Below are 17230 nucleotides of genomic sequence, written 5' to 3' on the forward strand. Positions count from 1 at the left end.
GCATTCGCGGGGATGACACCGAAATTGGGGCGCCGCCAGTGGCCACTCAGCGACCGGCCGACGACCTCACTTCTCCCGGAACGCGCGCATCAGCTGGTCGTGCAGTGGCTTCATCAGGTAGGAGATCACGGTGCGGTCGCCGGTCTGGACGAAGGCTTCCACCGGCATGCCCGGGATCAGCTTGACGTCGCCGAGCCGTGCGATCTCCTCCGGCGGCATCGACACGCGGATGGTGTAGTAGCTCTGGCCGGTGCGCTGGTCGGTGGTGACGTCGGGCGAGACGCGGCTGACGACGCCGTTCAGCTCCGGCGTCGTGCGCTGGTTGAAGGCGGACAGCCGCAGCAAGGTCTTCTGACCGACCTGCAGCTTGTCGATGTCCTGCGGGTTGACCTTGGCCTCGACCTGGAGATCGTCGCTCTGCGGCACGATCAGCATGATGGTATCGCCGGCGGTGATGACGCCGCCCACGGTATGCACGGAGGACTGCAGCACCATGCCGTCCTGCGGCGCGCGGATGTCGACGCGGCGGAGCTGATCCTCGGCGGTCACCTTGCGCTCGACGAACTCGCCGATCTTGTCGGTGGTCTCGCGCAGATCCTTGGACACCTCGCTGACCATGTCCTTATCGACCTGGATGATCTGCAGCTCGGTCTCGCTGATCTTGCCCTTGGCCTGCGCCCGCGCCGCGATGAACTGCGCACGCTCGCCGTTGAGGCGGGCGGCGTCGCGCTCCAAGGTGGTCAGGCGCGACAGCTGCACCAGATGCTGCTCATAGAGCTGGCGCACGCCGTCGAGCTCCTTCTGCACCAGCGCGATCTCCTGGTCCTTGGCACTGACCTGCGCCGAGAGCCCCTCGATCTCCTCGTTCAGCTGGGTGACGCGCTCGCGCAACTGCGCCTTCTGGCCGATGCGGCCGTTGACACGGACCTCGAACAGCTTGGTCTCGCTCGCCGTCAGGCTCTTGACCTCGGGATCGCTCATGCGCTGCAGCAACTGCGGCGGAAACAGGATCTTGGCCCAGCCGCGCTGCTCAGCCTCCAGCCGCGCGGCGCGCGCCTGCAGCGCATCGAGATTTTTGGTGACGATGGCGAGACTTGCCTTGGTCACGGTGTCGTCGAGCCTGACGACGATGTCGCCGGACTTGACGACGTCGCCGTCGCGCGCCCGGAGCTCGCCGACCACGCCGCCGGTCGGATGCTGCACCTTCTTGACGTTGGATTCGACCACGATCTGGCCGGGCGCGATCAGCGCGCCGGAGATCTGCTGCGTTGCGGCCCAGCCGCCGAACCCGCCGGCGACCGCGACGACGACGCCCATGCCGATCAGCAGGTGGCGGCGGATCGACTCGCGCACACTTTCTGTCTTGCGGCCGCCAGGAAGGGGACCGGCAATGACCTGACTGCTCATGGCTTCGCCACTCCGGCTTCCGAGACGATCTTGATCGGCGACGGCGCACGCGGCTGCAGCACCTGCGCCAGCACCGTCTCCTTCGGACCGAACGCCTGGGCCCGGCCGTCCTTCATCACCAGCACCTGATCGACCGCCTCGATGCCGATGGGCCGGTGCGCGACGACGATGACGATGGCGCCGCGCGCCCGCGCCGAGCGCACGGCGCGCGACAGCGCCTCGTCGCCCTCGGTGTCGAGATTGGAGTTGGGCTCGTCGAGCACGATCAGGAACGGGTTGCCATAGAGCGCGCGCGCCAGCGCCACACGCTGCGCCTGCCCTGCGGAGAGCGCCGCGCCCTGCTCGCCGATCTCTGTGTCGTAGCCCTCGCGCATCTTGATGATCATGTCATGCACGCCGGCCTCCTTGGCGGCGGCGATGATGCCGTCGGCCGAGGCATTCGGGTCGAAGCGGCAGATGTTCTGCGCCACGGTGCCGGCGAACAGCTCGACGTCTTGCGGCAAATAGCCGACATGGCGGCCGAGCTCATCCGTCGACCATTGGTCGAGCGCGGCGCCATCCAGCCGGACATGGCCGCGCACCGGACGCCAGACACCGACCAGCGCGCGGACCAGAGAGGACTTGCCCGACGCGCTCGGACCGATGATGCCGAGGCCGTTGCCGGCCGACAGCGCGAAGCTGACGTCCTGCACGATCGCCTTCTGGTCGCCCGGGGCCACGATCGAGATGCCCTCGACCGAGAGCTTGCCGACCGGCGGCTGCAGCAGGGTCGGCGCCGGTCGCTGCGGCATCGTCTGCAACAGATGGCTGAGACGGTGCCAGCTCTGGCGCGCGGCGACGAAGCTCTTCCAATGCGCGATCGCGAGGTCGACCGGCGCCAGCGCCCGCGCGCTCAGGATCGAGCCCGCGATGATGATGCCGGCGGTCGCCTCCTGGTGGATGACGAGATAGGCGCCGACCGCGAGCACCGCCGACTGCAGCATCATGCGCAGCACCTTGGCGATGGCACCGAGGCCGCCGGCGACATCGCTGGCGCGCTGGTTGCCGGCGAGATATTTCTCGTTGGTCTCGCTCCAGCGCGACAGCATGCGCCCAGTCATGCCCATCGCGACCAGGACCTCGGCGTTGCGGCGGCTTGCGGTGACCAGATCGTTGCGGCGCGCGGCGAGCCCCATCGCCTCCTTGGCCGGCGTGCGGGTGAGGAATTCGGTGATCAGCGTCAAGGTGACGAGGATGATGGCCCCTGCAAGCGCGGTGACGCCGAGCATGACGTGGAAGGCGAAGCAGATCGCCAGATACAGCGGCAGCCACGGCAGGTCGAAGAACGCGCCCGGCCCCTGGCTGCCGAGGAAGCTCCTGATGTTGTCGAGGTCGCGCAGCGGCTGCAGCCCCTCGTTGCGGCCGCCCGCCGACAGCGGCAGCCGCACCACGGTGTCGAACACCCGCGCGTTCAGGCTCTCGTCGAGCGCGGTGCCGATCCGGCCGAGAATGCGGCTGCGGATCATGTCGAGTGCGCCCTGGGCGGCGTACAGCCCGGCGGCGATGATGATGAGGCCGATCAGCGTCGGCACGGACCGGCTCGGCAGCACCCGGTCGTAGACCTCGAGCATGAAGATCGAGCCGGTGAGATACAGCAGGTTGATGATGCAGCTCATCACCCCGACGCCGATGAAGGCGCTGCGGCAACCGCGCAAGGCATCGCTGAGCTCGGATTGCCTCACGTGAGGTGCGGCCGCCATCACCACCATCTCTTCAATTGATCAAATGAGCTGCATGACCGCCGATCAAAGGCACAAACTGACGGTAAACAAGGCGAAATATACTGATTCCCGCGGTGAGCGTCCAACGATGCTCACTTTAGCGTAAATTAGTGATGTGTTCGGGTATGTCGCATAGCCCGGTGCAAACGTTCAGCCGCGCAGGATCGCGAGCCCTAGAGCCGCCCGCCGGTCCGCACCAGCCGCACCACCAGCAGGAGAATGATGGCGCCGAGCGCGGAATAGACGATTTCTGAGACGAGGCCGGTCCCGATCCGGATTCCGAGCCGCGGGAAGATCAGGCTCGCGACCAAGGCGCCGAGCACCCCGATCACGATGTCGCCGACCAGGCCGAAGCCGGTGCCGCGGACGATCTTGCCAGCCAGCCAGCCAGCGATCAGACCGACAAACAGGATGACCAAGATACCTTCGTTCGATACGTGCATGGCATGTCCTCAACCGGCGCGGCCGATCGAGGGCGCGCATTGCCGCACCTTAGCGAGGCGACCGCGACGCTTCGACACGCGATGCACAGTTCCGGCCTGGGAATGGAGCGTTTCGGGCCAACCGTTACGTTGCCGCCACACCTGCCGAAGCTTCCGCGAGGATGCAGCGCGCCAGCCGCTGCGGGCCGAGCGCGACGTTCGGCGGCGGCGCCTCCGCGCAGCGCGGCTGCGCCAGGCCGCAGCGCGGTGCGAACGAGCAGCTCCGCGGCGCCTGGTCGAGCGAGGGCGGCGTGCCCGGGATGGTCTGCAGCCGCTCGCCGCGTTTTGCGCCGTGAATGGTCGAAGCCAGCAGGCCCCGGGCATAGGGGTGCACGGGCTGGCGGACGATGTCGCGCAAGCTGCCCTGCTCGACGATCTCTCCGGCATACATCACGGCAACGCGGTCGCAGATCTCGATGGCGACGCCGATGTCGTGGGTGACGAAGATGACGGACATGCCGAACTCGCGCTGCAGCTCGCGCAGCAGCAGCAGGATCTGGATCTGGACAGTGGCGTCGAGCGCGGTGGTGGGCTCGTCGGCGAGCAGCACCTTCGGCCGGCACGCAAGCGCCAGCGCGATCATCGCGCGCTGCCGCATGCCGCCGGACATCTCGTGCGGGTAGGACTCCAGCCGCCGCTTGGCCGAGGGAATGCGGACGACATCGAGCATCTCCAGCGCCCGCGCGGAGGCTTCCACGTAGCTCTTGCCCTCGTGGCGCATCACGGTCTCGGCGATCTGCCGGCCGATCGTATAGACCGGATCGAGCGCCAGCCCCGGCTCCTGGAAGATCATCGACACCGAGCGGCCGCGAAACTGCGACAGCTCGTCATCGCTCATCGCCAGCACGTCCCGGCCCAGCACCTTGACGTGGCCTGCGATCTGCGTGCGCTTCTTCGGCAACAACCGCATCAGCGCCCGCATCGTCACGCTCTTGCCCGAGCCGGACTCGCCGAGCAGCCCGAGCACCTCGCCATCGCCGAGCGACAGGCTGACATCGTTCACCGCATGCACGGTGCGCTCGCCGGTGAAGCGGATGGTGAGGTTGTCGATCTCGACGAGGTTGGTCATGGCAATCTGATCCTGACAAACTCGGTGTCGTCCCGGGCAAGCACGGCGGCGCAACGCGCCGTCGCGCGCCGACCCGGGACCCATACTCCCGATCCACAATTGCGGCACCATCGCCACTCCGAGCCATCGCAAAACGACGGCCGGTGGCTATGGATCCCGGCTCTGCGCCTGCCGTCGCTGCGCGACGTCAGGCTTGGCCGGGACGACACCGAATGTGAGGAGCGAGCGCTACGCTTCATGGCAGCGTCGGCACCCTGGCGTGGAAATCCGTCGCGCGCTGGAACGCGGCGCCGATGGTCAGGATGGTGGCTTCATCGAAGGAGCGGCCGATCAATTGCATGCCGACCGGAAGTCCCGTCGACGTGAAGCCGGTCGGGATCGCCAGCGACGGCAGGCCGAGATAGTTCACCGGGCGCGTGAAGCGGGTGATGCGCTGGATCACGGCTTCCGCGCCGGGCGCGCCGCCGACATCGCTGTCGGCGATCGACGGCGTCACCAGCGGCGACACCGGCGCGATCACGGCATCGACGCCGGAGGTTGCCGCGACATGCGCCGCCAGGGCCGCACCGCGCCAGCGCAACGCTTCGAGATAGGCGACGCCGGAGACGGCCAGAGCGTTCTGCAGCCGCATCAGCACCTGCGGGCCATAGTCCTGCGGACGCTCGATCATCCAGCGCTTATGGAAGGCCGCCGCTTCGACCGCGAGCACGAGCTGGCAGGCTGCGGTGAGCTGGCGCTGATCCGGCAGCTCGACCTGAACCACATCGGCGCCCTCGGTCTTCAGCACCGCGATCGTCGCATCGAGACAGCGCGCCACCTCAGGATCGAGGTCGTCGACATAGAACGCCTTGGGCACGCCGATCCTGAGACCCTTGATCGAGGCCTGGGTGGCGGCGACATAGTCCGACACGGGCGCCGCGCTGGCGGTGGGATCCTCGGGATCGGGACCAGCCATCAGCCCGAGAATCAGCGCACAATCCTCCGCCGTCTGCGCCAGCGGCCCGACCGTGTCGAGCGATTGCGACAGCGGCATCGCACCGGCGCGGCTGACGCGGCCCCAGGTCACCTTCAGGCCGGTGACGCCGCAGAAATTCGCGGGCATGCGGATCGAGCCGCCGGTGTCGGAGCCGAGCGCCGCGAAGGTCAGGCGCGCGCCGACCGCCGAGCCGGAGCCGGACGACGAGCCGCCGGTGACGTAGCCGAGCTTCCAGGGATTGTGCACCGGACCATAATGCGCGTTGTGCCCGGTCGGGCCGTAGGCGAATTCGGCCATCTGCAAGGTGCCGAGCCGGATCGAACCGGCATCCTTCAGCCGCTGCAGCGCGGTCGAGGTCGTCGTTGCGACGAAGTCGCGCCGGATCAGCGAGCCGCAGGTCGAGATGTGGCCGGCCTCGTAATACATGTCCTTGTGCGCGAGCGGAACGCCGTGCAGCGGCCCCTTGGGGCCGTCCTTGGCAAGCGCGGCATCGGCCTCGGCGGCGGCCTTCAGCGCCGGCTCGGACTCGATCGCCATGAAGGCGTTCAGCTTCGGCTGCCACTGCGCAATGCGACGCAGACAGGAGCGCGTCACCTCGACCGAAGAGAGCTTCCTGTCCGCGATCGCCTTCGCGACGTCCATCAGGGTCATCAAGGCAGGTTCGGTGCTCATCGGCCCACCTTCAGCGTCTGCGCCACGACGTAGCTCGCCGGCTCCAGGTCGAACGGCAGGGTGCCGGCAACGGCCGCGAAGTTGTCGAAGGCCGGTCCGATCGAGTCGGCGATCCGGGTCGCAACCTCCTTGTCGACGGGCAGGCCGGAGGCCTCCGCGATGGCTTGGACTTGCTGGGGCGTGGGTCTGGTCATTGACGCTTCTCGCTGCTGGTGTCCGCTCGTCAGGCGGCCGGCGCCCCGCTGTGTCCCGAGCCGGGGATCGCCATGTGGCAGGCGGCCTGATGGCCCATTGTATCCAGCTCCGTCAACCTTGGCGCGACATTCGCGCATGGCGCCTCGGCAAATGGACAGCGGGTGTGGAAGCGGCAGCCGGCGGGCGGATCGATCGGATTGGGCGGATCCCCGGACAGCGGCGGCACCTCCGTGCGCCTGTCGGGATCGGAGGACGGCATCGCCGCCAGCAGCGCCCGTGTATAGGGATGCGCCGGCTTGGCCCAGACCTGCCCGACCGGGCCGAGCTCGACGACCTCGCCGAGATACATCACCAGCACGCGGTCGGAGATGTAGTTGATGACGTTGAGGTCGTGGCTGATGAACAGATAGGTCAAGCCGAACTCGCGTTTCAAGTCCATCAGCAGGTTCAGCACCTGCGCCTCGACCGACTTGTCGAGCGCCGACACCGCCTCGTCGAGGATGACGAGCCGTGGCGAGAGAGCCAGCGCGCGCGCGATGTTGACACGCTGGCGCTGGCCGCCGGAGATCTCGTGCGGATAGCGGTTGGCGAAGGTTTCGGGCCGCAGCCCGACCTTGCCGAGCAGATCGCGGGCAAGCGCGCGCGCCGCGCCATCCGCCATACCGTGCACCTTCGGCCCGAACGCGATCGACTCCTCGATCGTCAGTCGCGGATTGAGCGAAGCATAGGAGTCCTGGAACACCATCTGCATGCCGCGGCGCAGCTCGCGCAGGGACATCTCTTGGCCGACCTGCCGGCCGTCGAAGATGATCTCGCCGGCATCGCGGTCCATCAGATGCATCAGGAGCCGCGCCGTCGTCGACTTGCCACAGCCGGACTCGCCGACGATGCCGACCGTCTCGCCCTTGCCGATCGCGAACGAGACATCATCGACCGCGCGCACCGTCTTGCGCGCGCCGAACAGCCCGCCGCGCACCGGGAAGTGCTTCGTGAGCCCATCAACGCGCAGCAATGGCTGCGCCTTGCCGCCGAGATCCTCGATCGGGGCAAGACCCATGACAGCTGTTGCTTCACTCATAGCGATAGACCCAGGTAGGTGCGGCAGATGCCGCTGCGCTCCCTCTCCCCGTTCTTACGGGGAGAGGGTTGGGGTGAGGGGCAGCCGCACGGGAGGTGTATGTGGTGAGACCTGTACCCCCTCACCCGGATCGCATCTTGCGATGCGATCCGACCTCTCCCCGCAGGCGGGGAGAGGTGCACAGCCGATGCGTTTCGACCGTTGTTTAAAATGGCCATGCCCATCAGCTCCGGATATCCATCGCACTGCGCAGGCCGTCGCTCAGCAGATTGAAGCAGATCGAGACCGCGAAGATCATCACGCCGGGCAGCGCCGCCACCCAGGGGTTGACGTAGATCGCGGTACGCAAGGTGTTCAGCATCAGGCCCCATTCCGGCTCCGGCGGCTTGGTGCCGAGGCCGAGGAAGGAGAGACCGGCGGCGAGGATCATCGACACCGAAATCAGGCCGGTCGCGTAGACGAAGATCGGCCCGAGCACATTGCCGAGCATATGCGCGCGCATGATCGTGAAGGCATTCGCGCCGGAGGCCCGCGCAGCCTCGACAAAGTCGCGGTTTCGCACGCCCGTGGTGACGCTCTCGGCGACGCGGGTGATCTGCGGCACGAACACGATGGTCAAGGAGACAATGGAGTTGGTGATGCCGGCGCCGAGCGCGCCGGAGATCGCGATCGCCAGCAGCACCGAGGGGAACGCGTAGAACACGTCGATGGTGCGCATGATCGCGGTGTTGACCCAGCCGCCGACATAGCCGGCGACGAGGCCCAGCATGGTGCCGATGCCGAACGCGAGAATGACCGGCGACATGCCGATCAGCAGCGACAGCCGGCCGCCATAGATCAGCCGCGCCAGCATGTCGCGTCCCAGCTCGTCGGTGCCGAGCGGATAGTTCGGCGTGCCGATGTGGCGCAGGCGCCGGATCATCGAGCCCTGATAGGGATCGGCGAGGTGGAGATATGGCGCCGATAGCGCCGAGAGGAAGATCAGCAGCAGGATCGCGACGCAGACCATGCTGACCTTGTCCCTGACGATGCGGCGGCCGACGGTGGCCCAATAGCCGCGCGCATTGGCCACTGGCGCGGCCTGCAGCGAGGAGTCGTTCATCGCGCTCGAACCGACGCTCATCGTTAGCCTCGCTTGATGCGCGGATCGATCGCGGCCTGCGCGATGTCGACCACGAGATTGAGGATGACGAAGAACATCGCCAGCACCAGGATGGTGCCCTGCAGCAGCGGAAGGTCGCGCTGGAAGATCGCCGAGTTCAACAGCAGGCCCGAGCCGGGCCAGGAGAACACCGTCTCGATCAGGATCGAGCCGCCCAGCATGTAGCCCAGCTGCAGGCCCATGACTGCCAGCGCGGTCGGCGCGGCATTCTTCAGCACGTGGCGGAACACCTGGGTTTCGCGCAGGCCCTTCGCACGCAGCGCCTCGACGAAATCCTGGCTCAGGATGTCGCCGGTCAGCGCGCGCACGGTGCGGGTGATGATGCCCATCGGAATCACCGACGTTGTGATCGCGGGCAGAACCAGGAAGCGGATATGGGCCCAGTCCCACGACCATGCGCCCGAGCCGGACGGACCCGCGCCGACCGCGGGCAGCCAGTTCAGCTCGACCGAGAAGATGATGACGAGCACCATGCCGAGCCAGTAATGCGGCAGCGACACGCCGGCGATCGCGATCGAGGTCGCGACCTTGTCGATCCAGCTGTCGCGGAAATAGCCGGCGACGAGGCCGAAGAACAGGCCGAGCGAGAAGCCGATGATGGCCGCGGCGATCGCAAGCGTCACGGTGTTGGAGACCGCGCGGAGCACCTCGGCCAGCACCGGCCGGCCGGTCGCGATCGAGCTGCCGAGATCGCCATTGACGGCGCGCCACAGCCACAGCCCGAACTGCACCGGCAGCGGCTTGTCGAAGCCGTAGGCGACGCGCAGCTGCTGCGCGAGCTCCTGCGACGCGTCGGCCGGCAGCACCGCGACGAGCGGATCACCGGGCGTGATGTGAACAAGCATGAAGCAGACGAGCGCGACGCCGATGATGATCGGGATCGCATAGACCATCCGCCGGGCAGCATAAGAAAGCACGAGTCACCTTACTGAAAGTCTATCGAGCGTCATGCCCGGGCTTGACCCGCCTGCGCGGCCGAAGCCGCTTCGGCGCGGCGAAGGCCCGGGCATCCACACCGCTCCCTCCGCGGGTCAAGCATGGATGGCCGGGTCAAGCCCGGCCATGACGAAGTGTAGATGGTGGATGCTTACGGCTCCACCGAGATCGGCGAGAAGTCGATGAACCAGCTCTTCGGCTGAACCACGCCTTTCACCTTCGGGCTCATCGCGCGCGGACCGACGTCATGCGCCACGTAGAGGAACGCGGCGTCATCGACCGAAGCCGCATGCAGCTCCGCCAGCGCCTTGTCGCGCTCGGCCGGATCGAAGGTCTGGCGCGCCTTCTTCACCAGCTCATCGAACTTCGGATTGTTGATGAAGCCCCAATTGTTGGAGACGGGAGGCGCCATCGACGACTGCAGGAAGCGCACCAGCGCGAAGAACGGATCCATCGCAGCATAGGTCACGTTGGTGGCGTTGGCGCCGTTGGCGGACGGATCCTTAGCGCCGCGCCGCCAGTTGGTGAACAGCGTATTCCACTCGATGACGTCGAGCTTGACGTCGAAATAGCACTCCGCCAGCGCCTGCTGCAGGTATTCGTTCATCGGCAGCGGCTGCATCTGGCCCGAGCCCGACGCCGAGGTCTGGATCTTGACCTCGAGCTTCTTGCTCGGCCCGAAGCCCGCCTCCTGCATCAGCTTCTGCGCGGCCGCCTTGTCGTATTTGATCTCGAAGGTGACGTTGCCGCGCCAGGGATGGCCCTTCTCGAACGTGCCGGTCGCCGGCACCATCAGGCCGGCAAGCAGCCCGTCGCGCAGACCCTCGCGATCGACGCAGAGATTGGCGGCTTTGCGGACGCGGATGTCGTTCCACGGCGAGCCTTCGATGCGCGAGAACTGCCACGGCCAGACATGCGGCTGCTCATTGGCGTAGAGCTTGAAGCCGCGCTGCTTGATCTCGGGCAGCGCATCAGGCGCCGGCGCCTCGACCCAGTCGACCTGGCCGGACAGCAGCGCCGCGGTGCGCGCGTTCGCCTCCGGCATCGGCAGCAGGATCATCTTGTCGGACTTGGGAATGCGTGCCTTGTCCCAGTAGGCCTCGTTCCTGACGAGCTCCAGCCGCTCGCGTGGCGTGAACTTCGCCATCTTCCACGGACCGGTGCCTGAGGCGTCCTTGGCGAAGGCGGCCCAGGCGGCTTGCGACTTCGCCTTGTCGTCGGCGCCGGTCGCGGACTCATAGAGCTTCTGCCACTTCGTCGGGCTCGCCATGAACAGATTGGTGAGGTTGATCGGCAGGAAGCTGTCCGGCTCCTTGGTCGTCAGCTCGACGGTGAGATCATCGATCTTGCGCGCCGACGCCAACGTCGGCATGCGCGAGGCGGTGACGCCGACCTGGCTCGGATCGAACTGCGGCGCGTCCTGCTTCAGCACCTTCTCGACGTTCCACACCACGGCGTCGGCATTGAACGGCGCGCCGTCATGGAAGGTGACGCCGGGACGCAGCTTGAACGTCCACTTGGTCTTGTCGGACTCGTCGACCTTCCACTCGCTGGCGAGGCCGGGAATGACGACGCTCGGCTTCTCCGCCGACGACAGGTCCCACATCGTCAGCGCGTCGTACATCGTGAGGCCGGTGAAGCGGTTGCCCTCGAAGCCCTGATCGGGCTGGCCGAGCGTGCGCGGAATATCTGCGGCAGTCATGCCGATGCGCAGCACCGATTCCGCGCCGGCCGTTGCCGGTAGCGCGAGGACCGCTACGGTCGTCATCATCGCGGCCGCAACGGCTGCATGTTTGTCGATTGAAGTCGCAATACGCGAGAGCACGATCTTATCTCCGATCAGCCGGCTAAATTCTGTGCAGCATTATGCAACGGCTATGCCAGCGCTGCGCCGGACCGTCGCCCTGCGACGCGAGGTCACAACGTTTGTACTCAAATGATCCGTTTTGAGCTTTGGCACCCGGATTGCAGGATTTTGGCATTGAATTTGATCCGGGTCCCCACGGAGCTTCATCCTGATGCGTACTAGATTGTCCCTGCTCGCCACGGCGCTTGCCCTCGGCCTCTCCATGGTTGCCGCGCGCGCCGAAACTGTCCTGCGTTACGGCATCTCGATGGCGGACATTCCGCTGACGACGGGCCAGCCCGATCGCGGCGCCGGCGCCTATCAGTTTACCGGCTACACGATCTATGATCCGCTAGTGGCCTGGGACATGAGCGTCGCCGACAAACCGGGCAGGCTCGTTCCGGGCCTCGCCAGCGAATGGAAGGTCGACGACGCCGACAAGACGAAGTGGCGCTTCACCCTGCGCAAGGGCGTCAAGTTCCACGACGGCAGCGACTTCAATGCCGACGCGGTGATCTGGAATCTGGACAAGGTGCTCAACGATAAGGCACCCCAGTTCGACAAGCGGCAGAGCGCGCAGGTGAAGACGCGGCTTCCGTCGGTGGCGAGCTACGCCAAGATCGACGACTCCACAGTGGAGATCACGACCAAGACGGTCGACTCGTTCTTCCCCTATCAGATGCTGTGGTTCCTGATTTCGAGCCCGGCGCAATACGAGAAGCTCGGCAAGGACTGGGACAAGTTCGCCAGCCAGCCCTCGGGCACCGGTCCGTTCAAGCTGACCAAGCTGGTACCGCGGGAGCTCGCGGAGCTTTCGAAGAATTCCGAATATTGGAACAAGGACCGCATCCCGAAGACGGACAAGCTCGTGCTGGTACCGATGCCGGAGGCGCTGACCCGCACCAACGCGCTGCTGGCCGGCCAGGTCGATCTGATCGAAACGCCGGCGCCCGACGCCGTGCCGCAGCTCAAGGCCGCCGGCATGAAGCTGGTCGACAACGTCACGCCGCACGTCTGGAACTATCATCTCAGCGTGCTGCCGGGATCGCCCTGGACCGACATCCGGCTGCGCAAGGCGCTCAACCTCGCGATCAATCGCGACGAGGTGGTCGGTCTGATGAACGGCCTGGCGAAGCCCGCCAAGGGCCAGGTCGACCCGTCGAGCCCGTGGTTCGGCAAGCCCACCTTCGACCTGAAATATGATCTCGCCGCAGCAAAGAAGCTGGTCGAGGATGCCGGCTACTCCAAGGACAAACCGCTGAAGACGACCTTCATCATCGCACAGGGCGGCACGGGCCAGATGCTGTCGCTGCCGATGAACGAATATCTGCAGCAGAGCTTCAAGGAGATCGGCATCGACATCGACTTCAAGGTCGTCGAGCTGGAGACGCTGTACACGCATTGGCGCAAGGGCGCCGCCGACGAGATGAACGCCGGCATCACCGCCAACAACATCGCCTATGTGACCTCCGATCCGCTCTACGCGATCGTGCGCTTCTTCGCCTCCGACCAGATCGCGCCCACCGGCGTCAACTGGGGCGGCTACAAGAACCCGAAGGTCGATGCGCTGATCAGCGAGGCGAAGCAGACCTTCGATCCGGCGAAGCAGGACGAGCTGATCGCACAGGCGCATGCGCTGGTCGTCGACGATGCCGCGCTGGTGTGGGTCGTCCATGACACCAACCCGCACGCGCTGTCGCCCAAAGTGAAGAAGTTCGTGCAGGCCCAGCACTGGTTCCAGGACCTGACCACGATCGGCGTGGAGTAGCGGTTCGGCGCCGGTTGCCGTCGCACTCGCAAAGAAGCCCGGCCGTCTGCCGGGCTTCTTCTTCAGCACAACAGCCAATATGTCATTTGCCGACGACGAACGCGCCCGAGTCAAATTTGTATGATGCTTGGAGAAAGCCGCCGTACCGCTCGTAGCTGAATGTCGTGGGCGATCCCGGGACGCCCGGGAATTGCGTGGTCCCGGATGTCGTCCGAGCGTACCAATAGCGCCCCCCGAGACCGACGCTGAAGTTTCTCGTCACGTCGTAAGACACGATACCTTCGAGCTGATAGCCCCAGCCGTTTCCGGACTGCGGAAGCGGATTGATGTCGGGCCGCAGCCAATGATTATCGAATCCGCTCAGCCGGACATAGGGCAGAACGGCGCCATCGAGGGTGACGTTCCAGTTCTGACCCAGATGGAAGACGCCGTTCAACCCCACACGAAGCGAGTCCCAGTTCTCGGTCTTGCTGAGCACCAGCACGCCTCCGGCAACCGGAGCGAGACCACAGATGAACGGGTTGGTCGCGACCTGAGTACATCCGTACGCGTTAACGGTCTCATAGAAATGGTTGTAGCCGATGAAGGCGCCGACCTTGAACGCAGGCCCTCTCCAGAAATTGTAGCCGGCGTCGATCGTGCCGTACCACAGCCTGCCGCTGTTCACGTCGCTGACCGTGTTTGAGTATGGAATGACTGCCGGCGGATAGTCTTCGTCGTTGAGCGTGCCGCTGAAGATGTTTCCGCCGCCAGCAAAGCCCTTGGCGAAGAAGCCGACATTGTGATCGACCCTGGCGAAGCCTTCGCCGGCATGGCTGTTGAGATTCTTGTAGGTCAGCTGGGAATTGATCTGGCCTGCGACGAAAGGATCACCCAGCGTGTAACGGGTACGGCCCGAACTGTAGAAATAGCGAGCGCCGACCTCGAACTCCCACAGCGAAACCGGCGCCGGCGGCGCCTTGACCGGAAGATCCGCAGCGGACACCCCGCTGGCCCCAAGCACACACGCTGCCGCCGCGATGAGGCTGCCCCAGTGTGGCCGAGTGAAACGATATGGCGGAGCGAAACGCTTGACTGGCCCCCATGCCGGCTTCTCCTTCATTGGAGCAGCCGCACTTGTATCCTCGAAAGACTGCATCAATGCCCCCCATTTGCAGCATTTTGCCACCTTAAGTGGTTCATTATGGTATTGCACGTCTATAACGAGTACAATCCGACGCACATGCTCCCGAATCTTTCCTATCCCGCTGTTGCAGCCGCGCAACAAACGCCAAGCGCTCGACATCTGCTGGATCGCGCCGACGCCGTGCCGATCCTGCAGCGCCGGAGGCGCTTTCGTTCAGTCAAACTCGTTGTCGTCACGCTCGCGCTTGCCGGCAACATCGCGGTGGTGGACGCGCAGACATCCTCCACGAAGCCTGGCAACGTCGTCGCGCCATCGCCGCTGGCGCACGAGGGAGGCAAGCCACCGCGTATCAAACGGAGCCTTCCGCCGTCGCGTCCCGCCCGCCACGCTCCCGGCACTGAGAAACGCAGCACGCGTTGCCCGCCCTATTCGGCCTATGTGATCTGCAATTGATTACCATCGTCGCCGCGCCATGCCCGTCAGCGCGGCCGGGTCCATCCTTCGACGGATTGCTACTTCGTCAACAGCGCGTAGGCGCCGTTCCAATCCTCGGGCGGCGGATCGACCCGATAGTGGCGGATGCGCGCCTCGTAGAGATCGTAGAGCTTAGCCAGCTCCTTCGCCTCGTCCTTCCTCCGCCCTCGTTCGATTGCAGCCAGCGCCTCGTCCCAGTCGCAGTTGCGATAGGCGGCCAGCATCTCGATGGTGAGGTTGCGCAGCAGCTGGAAGCGCTCGGAATGCATCACGTCCTCGCGGCCGGTGATGGCATAGATCACCTCCGGCTCGGTCTTGCCCTTCACCATGATGAAGTCAAGCTCGAGGATGGCGAGCCTGTCCTTGACTGCCATGGCCGTCGCCGAGCCGACGATGATCGGGAAGCCGTATTCCTTGGATTGTCCTTCGAGGCGGGAGGCGAGGTTGACGCTGTCGCCGAGCGCCGAATAGTTGAACTTCAGATCGGAGCCCATGTTGCCGACCACGCCGATGCCGGTGTTGAGGCCGATGCCGACCTTGAGCGGAATGTAGACGTGGCCGCCATGCGCGGCCTCCTGCTCGCGCTCGCCGTTCACCCGATCGATCCGGTCGAGCATGTCGAGCGCGGCTTCGCAGGCGTTGATCTGATGGTCCTTGTCGGCGAGCGGCGCGTTCCAGAACGCCATGATGGCGTCACCCATATATTTGTCGACATAGCCCTTGCGGGCGATGATGGCGTCGGTGAGCGGCGTCAGGAACCGGTTCATGAGCTGGGTCAAGCCTTGCGGATCGTGCTTGTAGCTCTCCGAGATCGTGGTGAAACCGCGCACGTCCGAGAACATGACTGTGATCTCGCGCTCCTCGCCGCCGAGCTTGGGCGGCGAGTCCGCCAACTGCTCGACCAGAACGGGCGACAGATATTGCCCGAACACGGAGCGCATCTGCCGGCGCTGCTCCTGCTCGCGGACGAAATTGGCGAAGATCAGCGTCAGGTAGACCGCGGTTGTCGACAGCATCGGATAGGTGAAGTCGATCATCAGCCGGTGCTGGGTGTAGAAGTACCAGGAGAGGCCGAGCAGCGCGCTCGCGAACAGTCCCCCAACCATCACCAGGGTGATGGCGCCGAGCTGCGGCGCGAACACAATGACGAGAAAACCGAGCAGGACGGCCCCAAGGAACTCGACCACAACGCCCCAATAAGGCCGTGTCAGAATTGAGCCTGTCAGCACCGACTCCAGCACCTGGGCGTGTACCTCGACGCCCGGCATGGCCGAGTACACCGGAGTGGTCTTGATGTCGTTCAACCCGATGGCGGACGGGCCTATCAGGATCAGCTTCCGCGCAATCTTCTCCGGTGACACGCGGCCCTCGAGCACGTCGATGGCAGAGACATAGATGGATGGATCATGATTGGCGTAGTGCACCCAGATCTTGCCGTTGCCGTCGGTCGGAATCTGAAACCCACGCAGGCCAAGGCTGGTGATGCCGCCCTCCTCAGCCTTGACGAACACCGTGTCCGTGGCGGTCAGAACCCGCAGCATCTCGAAGCTCAGCGCCAGCATCGTGACGTCCTGTGCCCGCATGATCATCGGCACCCGGCGGATGATGCCGTCGCGCTCGGGCGGGATCGTAAACAGGCCACGCCCCGCCGCCGCATGCTCGATCACCGGCACGTTGCGCAGCAGCCCAGGAAACGGCTCCATGAACGGGATCGGGTCACCCAGCATCGCAAAGCCGGTCACGGGCAGTGTCTTGTCCAGATCGGTGCGCTTCTCGAGGCTGGCCGTCTCACCGAGCACGATGCGCGATCTTCGCAAGGTCTCGGCGAACACCTGATCGTTTGACGGCAACGCCTTCAGCTTCTCACGTGTCACCTCATCCAGACCGGGGAAGGTATCCGCCGCGATAGCCGGATTGAGCCGGTCGGGCTCGGCAAACACGACGTCGAAGGCGATGACAAGGGCGCCGAGCTGGGTCAGTTTCTCGATGATCTCGGCGATGCGCGTCCGCGGCCATGGCCACTGGCCGAGCTTGGGATCAGCGAGGCTCTTCTCGTCGATGTCGACAATGGTGACCGGGCGAACCGTCTTGGGCCGCGGACTGAGCGCCTGGAAATTATCGAAGGTGCGAAGACGCAACTCCTGCACCAGGGCCGGATCAGCGACGCGCAGCGCCGCGAACGCGACCAGCAGCAGCAGGCAGATCAGGCGCGCATAGCCAAACCTGCGTGCAAACCACCGGGGAACTGCTCTCAATCGCTTCATGCAGCAACCGATATC

Annotated in this window: 14 protein-coding genes; 2 read left to right on the plus strand and 12 right to left on the minus strand. The window is 65.4% G+C overall.

From position 1 onward, the window contains the following. Positions 1-66: 66 nt before the first annotated feature. From QX128_RS30905 to QX128_RS30950, 10 genes are all read right to left on the minus strand, one after another. The gene (locus QX128_RS30905) at positions 67-1407 is read right to left on the minus strand and encodes an HlyD family type I secretion periplasmic adaptor subunit (protein ID WP_315805212.1); all 1341 of its coding nucleotides are present in this window, start codon (positions 1405-1407) and stop codon (positions 67-69) included. Next, positions 1404-3146 (minus strand): type I secretion system permease/ATPase, encoded by a 1743-nt coding sequence (locus QX128_RS30910; protein ID WP_316239417.1) that lies wholly within the window; start codon positions 3144-3146, stop codon positions 1404-1406. Before QX128_RS30910 ends, QX128_RS30905 begins: the two co-directional genes overlap by 4 nt. A 194-nt stretch (positions 3147-3340) precedes the next feature. After that, positions 3341-3610 carry a GlsB/YeaQ/YmgE family stress response membrane protein gene (locus QX128_RS30915; protein WP_316182845.1) on the minus strand — a complete coding sequence of 90 codons (270 nt, stop codon included), beginning with the start codon at positions 3608-3610 and terminating at the stop codon, positions 3341-3343. Between the two features lie 124 nt (positions 3611-3734). After that, on the minus strand, positions 3735-4718 hold the full coding sequence (locus tag QX128_RS30920) for an ABC transporter ATP-binding protein (protein WP_316239418.1): 984 nt from the start codon (positions 4716-4718) through the stop codon (positions 3735-3737). Between the two features lie 235 nt (positions 4719-4953). After that, complete coding sequence (locus QX128_RS30925; protein WP_316239419.1) at positions 4954-6366, minus strand: amidase; 1413 nt, start codon at positions 6364-6366, stop codon at positions 4954-4956. Beyond that, on the minus strand, positions 6363-6560 hold the full coding sequence (locus tag QX128_RS30930; RefSeq protein ID WP_315805217.1) for a hypothetical protein: 198 nt from the start codon (positions 6558-6560) through the stop codon (positions 6363-6365). The genes QX128_RS30925 and QX128_RS30930 overlap by 4 nt, the downstream gene beginning before the upstream one ends. 29 nt (positions 6561-6589) lie before the next feature. Beyond that, positions 6590-7639, minus strand: a complete 1050-nt coding sequence (locus QX128_RS30935; protein ID WP_316239420.1) for an oligopeptide/dipeptide ABC transporter ATP-binding protein — start codon at positions 7637-7639, stop codon at positions 6590-6592. A 223-nt stretch (positions 7640-7862) separates the two neighbouring features. After that, complete coding sequence (locus QX128_RS30940) at positions 7863-8762, minus strand: ABC transporter permease (protein WP_316239421.1); 900 nt, start codon at positions 8760-8762, stop codon at positions 7863-7865. Between the two features lie 2 nt (positions 8763-8764). Beyond that, a complete protein-coding gene (locus QX128_RS30945) occupies positions 8765-9718 on the minus strand; it encodes an ABC transporter permease (RefSeq protein WP_315713711.1) in 954 nt (317 codons plus the stop codon). Between the two features lie 170 nt (positions 9719-9888). Next, positions 9889-11508 (minus strand): ABC transporter substrate-binding protein, encoded by a 1620-nt coding sequence (locus QX128_RS30950; RefSeq protein WP_316239422.1) that lies wholly within the window; start codon positions 11506-11508, stop codon positions 9889-9891. Positions 11509-11755: 247 nt separating this feature from the next. Between QX128_RS30950 and QX128_RS30955 the strand changes: the two genes are divergently transcribed. Beyond that, positions 11756-13351, plus strand: a complete 1596-nt coding sequence (locus tag QX128_RS30955; RefSeq protein WP_316239423.1) for an ABC transporter substrate-binding protein — start codon at positions 11756-11758, stop codon at positions 13349-13351. 82 nt (positions 13352-13433) lie between these two features. On the opposite strand, the gene QX128_RS30960 is transcribed toward QX128_RS30955, so the two are convergent. Then, positions 13434-14453 (minus strand): hypothetical protein, encoded by a 1020-nt coding sequence (locus QX128_RS30960; protein ID WP_315805223.1) that lies wholly within the window; start codon positions 14451-14453, stop codon positions 13434-13436. 81 nt (positions 14454-14534) lie between these two features. Between QX128_RS30960 and QX128_RS30965 the strand changes: the two genes are divergently transcribed. After that, complete coding sequence (locus QX128_RS30965) at positions 14535-14930, plus strand: hypothetical protein (RefSeq protein ID WP_315805224.1); 396 nt, start codon at positions 14535-14537, stop codon at positions 14928-14930. A gap of 59 nt (positions 14931-14989) precedes the next feature. Here the strand turns inward: QX128_RS30965 and QX128_RS30970 are convergent, their stop codons facing one another. After that, positions 14990-17215 (minus strand): adenylate/guanylate cyclase domain-containing protein, encoded by a 2226-nt coding sequence (locus tag QX128_RS30970; RefSeq protein ID WP_315805225.1) that lies wholly within the window; start codon positions 17213-17215, stop codon positions 14990-14992. Between the last annotated feature and the right edge of the window lie 15 nt (positions 17216-17230).

This window comes from Bradyrhizobium sp. SZCCHNR1015 (assembly GCF_032489875.1).
Lineage (GTDB): Bacteria > Pseudomonadota > Alphaproteobacteria > Rhizobiales > Xanthobacteraceae > Bradyrhizobium.

Bases quoted from the DNA above. Each gene is read 5' to 3' on its own strand.
- QX128_RS30905 (WP_315805212.1), bottom strand. From the start codon at position 1,407: ATGAGCAGTCAGGTCATTGCCGGTCCCCTTCCTGGCGGCCGCAAGACA.
- QX128_RS30910 (WP_316239417.1), bottom strand. From the start codon at position 3,146: ATGGCGGCCGCACCTCACGTGAGGCAATCCGAGCTCAGCGATGCCTTG.
- QX128_RS30915 (WP_316182845.1), bottom strand. From the start codon at position 3,610: ATGCACGTATCGAACGAAGGTATCTTGGTCATCCTGTTTGTCGGTCTG.
- QX128_RS30920 (WP_316239418.1), bottom strand. From the start codon at position 4,718: ATGACCAACCTCGTCGAGATCGACAACCTCACCATCCGCTTCACCGGC.
- QX128_RS30925 (WP_316239419.1), bottom strand. From the start codon at position 6,366: ATGAGCACCGAACCTGCCTTGATGACCCTGATGGACGTCGCGAAGGCG.
- QX128_RS30930 (WP_315805217.1), bottom strand. From the start codon at position 6,560: ATGACCAGACCCACGCCCCAGCAAGTCCAAGCCATCGCGGAGGCCTCC.
- QX128_RS30935 (WP_316239420.1), bottom strand. From the start codon at position 7,639: ATGAGTGAAGCAACAGCTGTCATGGGTCTTGCCCCGATCGAGGATCTC.
- QX128_RS30940 (WP_316239421.1), bottom strand. From the start codon at position 8,762: ATGAGCGTCGGTTCGAGCGCGATGAACGACTCCTCGCTGCAGGCCGCG.
- QX128_RS30950 (WP_316239422.1), bottom strand. From the start codon at position 11,508: ATGATGACGACCGTAGCGGTCCTCGCGCTACCGGCAACGGCCGGCGCG.
- QX128_RS30955 (WP_316239423.1), top strand. From the start codon at position 11,756: ATGCGTACTAGATTGTCCCTGCTCGCCACGGCGCTTGCCCTCGGCCTC.
- QX128_RS30960 (WP_315805223.1), bottom strand. From the start codon at position 14,453: ATGAAGGAGAAGCCGGCATGGGGGCCAGTCAAGCGTTTCGCTCCGCCA.
- QX128_RS30965 (WP_315805224.1), top strand. From the start codon at position 14,535: ATGGTATTGCACGTCTATAACGAGTACAATCCGACGCACATGCTCCCG.
- QX128_RS30970 (WP_315805225.1), bottom strand. From the start codon at position 17,215: ATGAAGCGATTGAGAGCAGTTCCCCGGTGGTTTGCACGCAGGTTTGGC.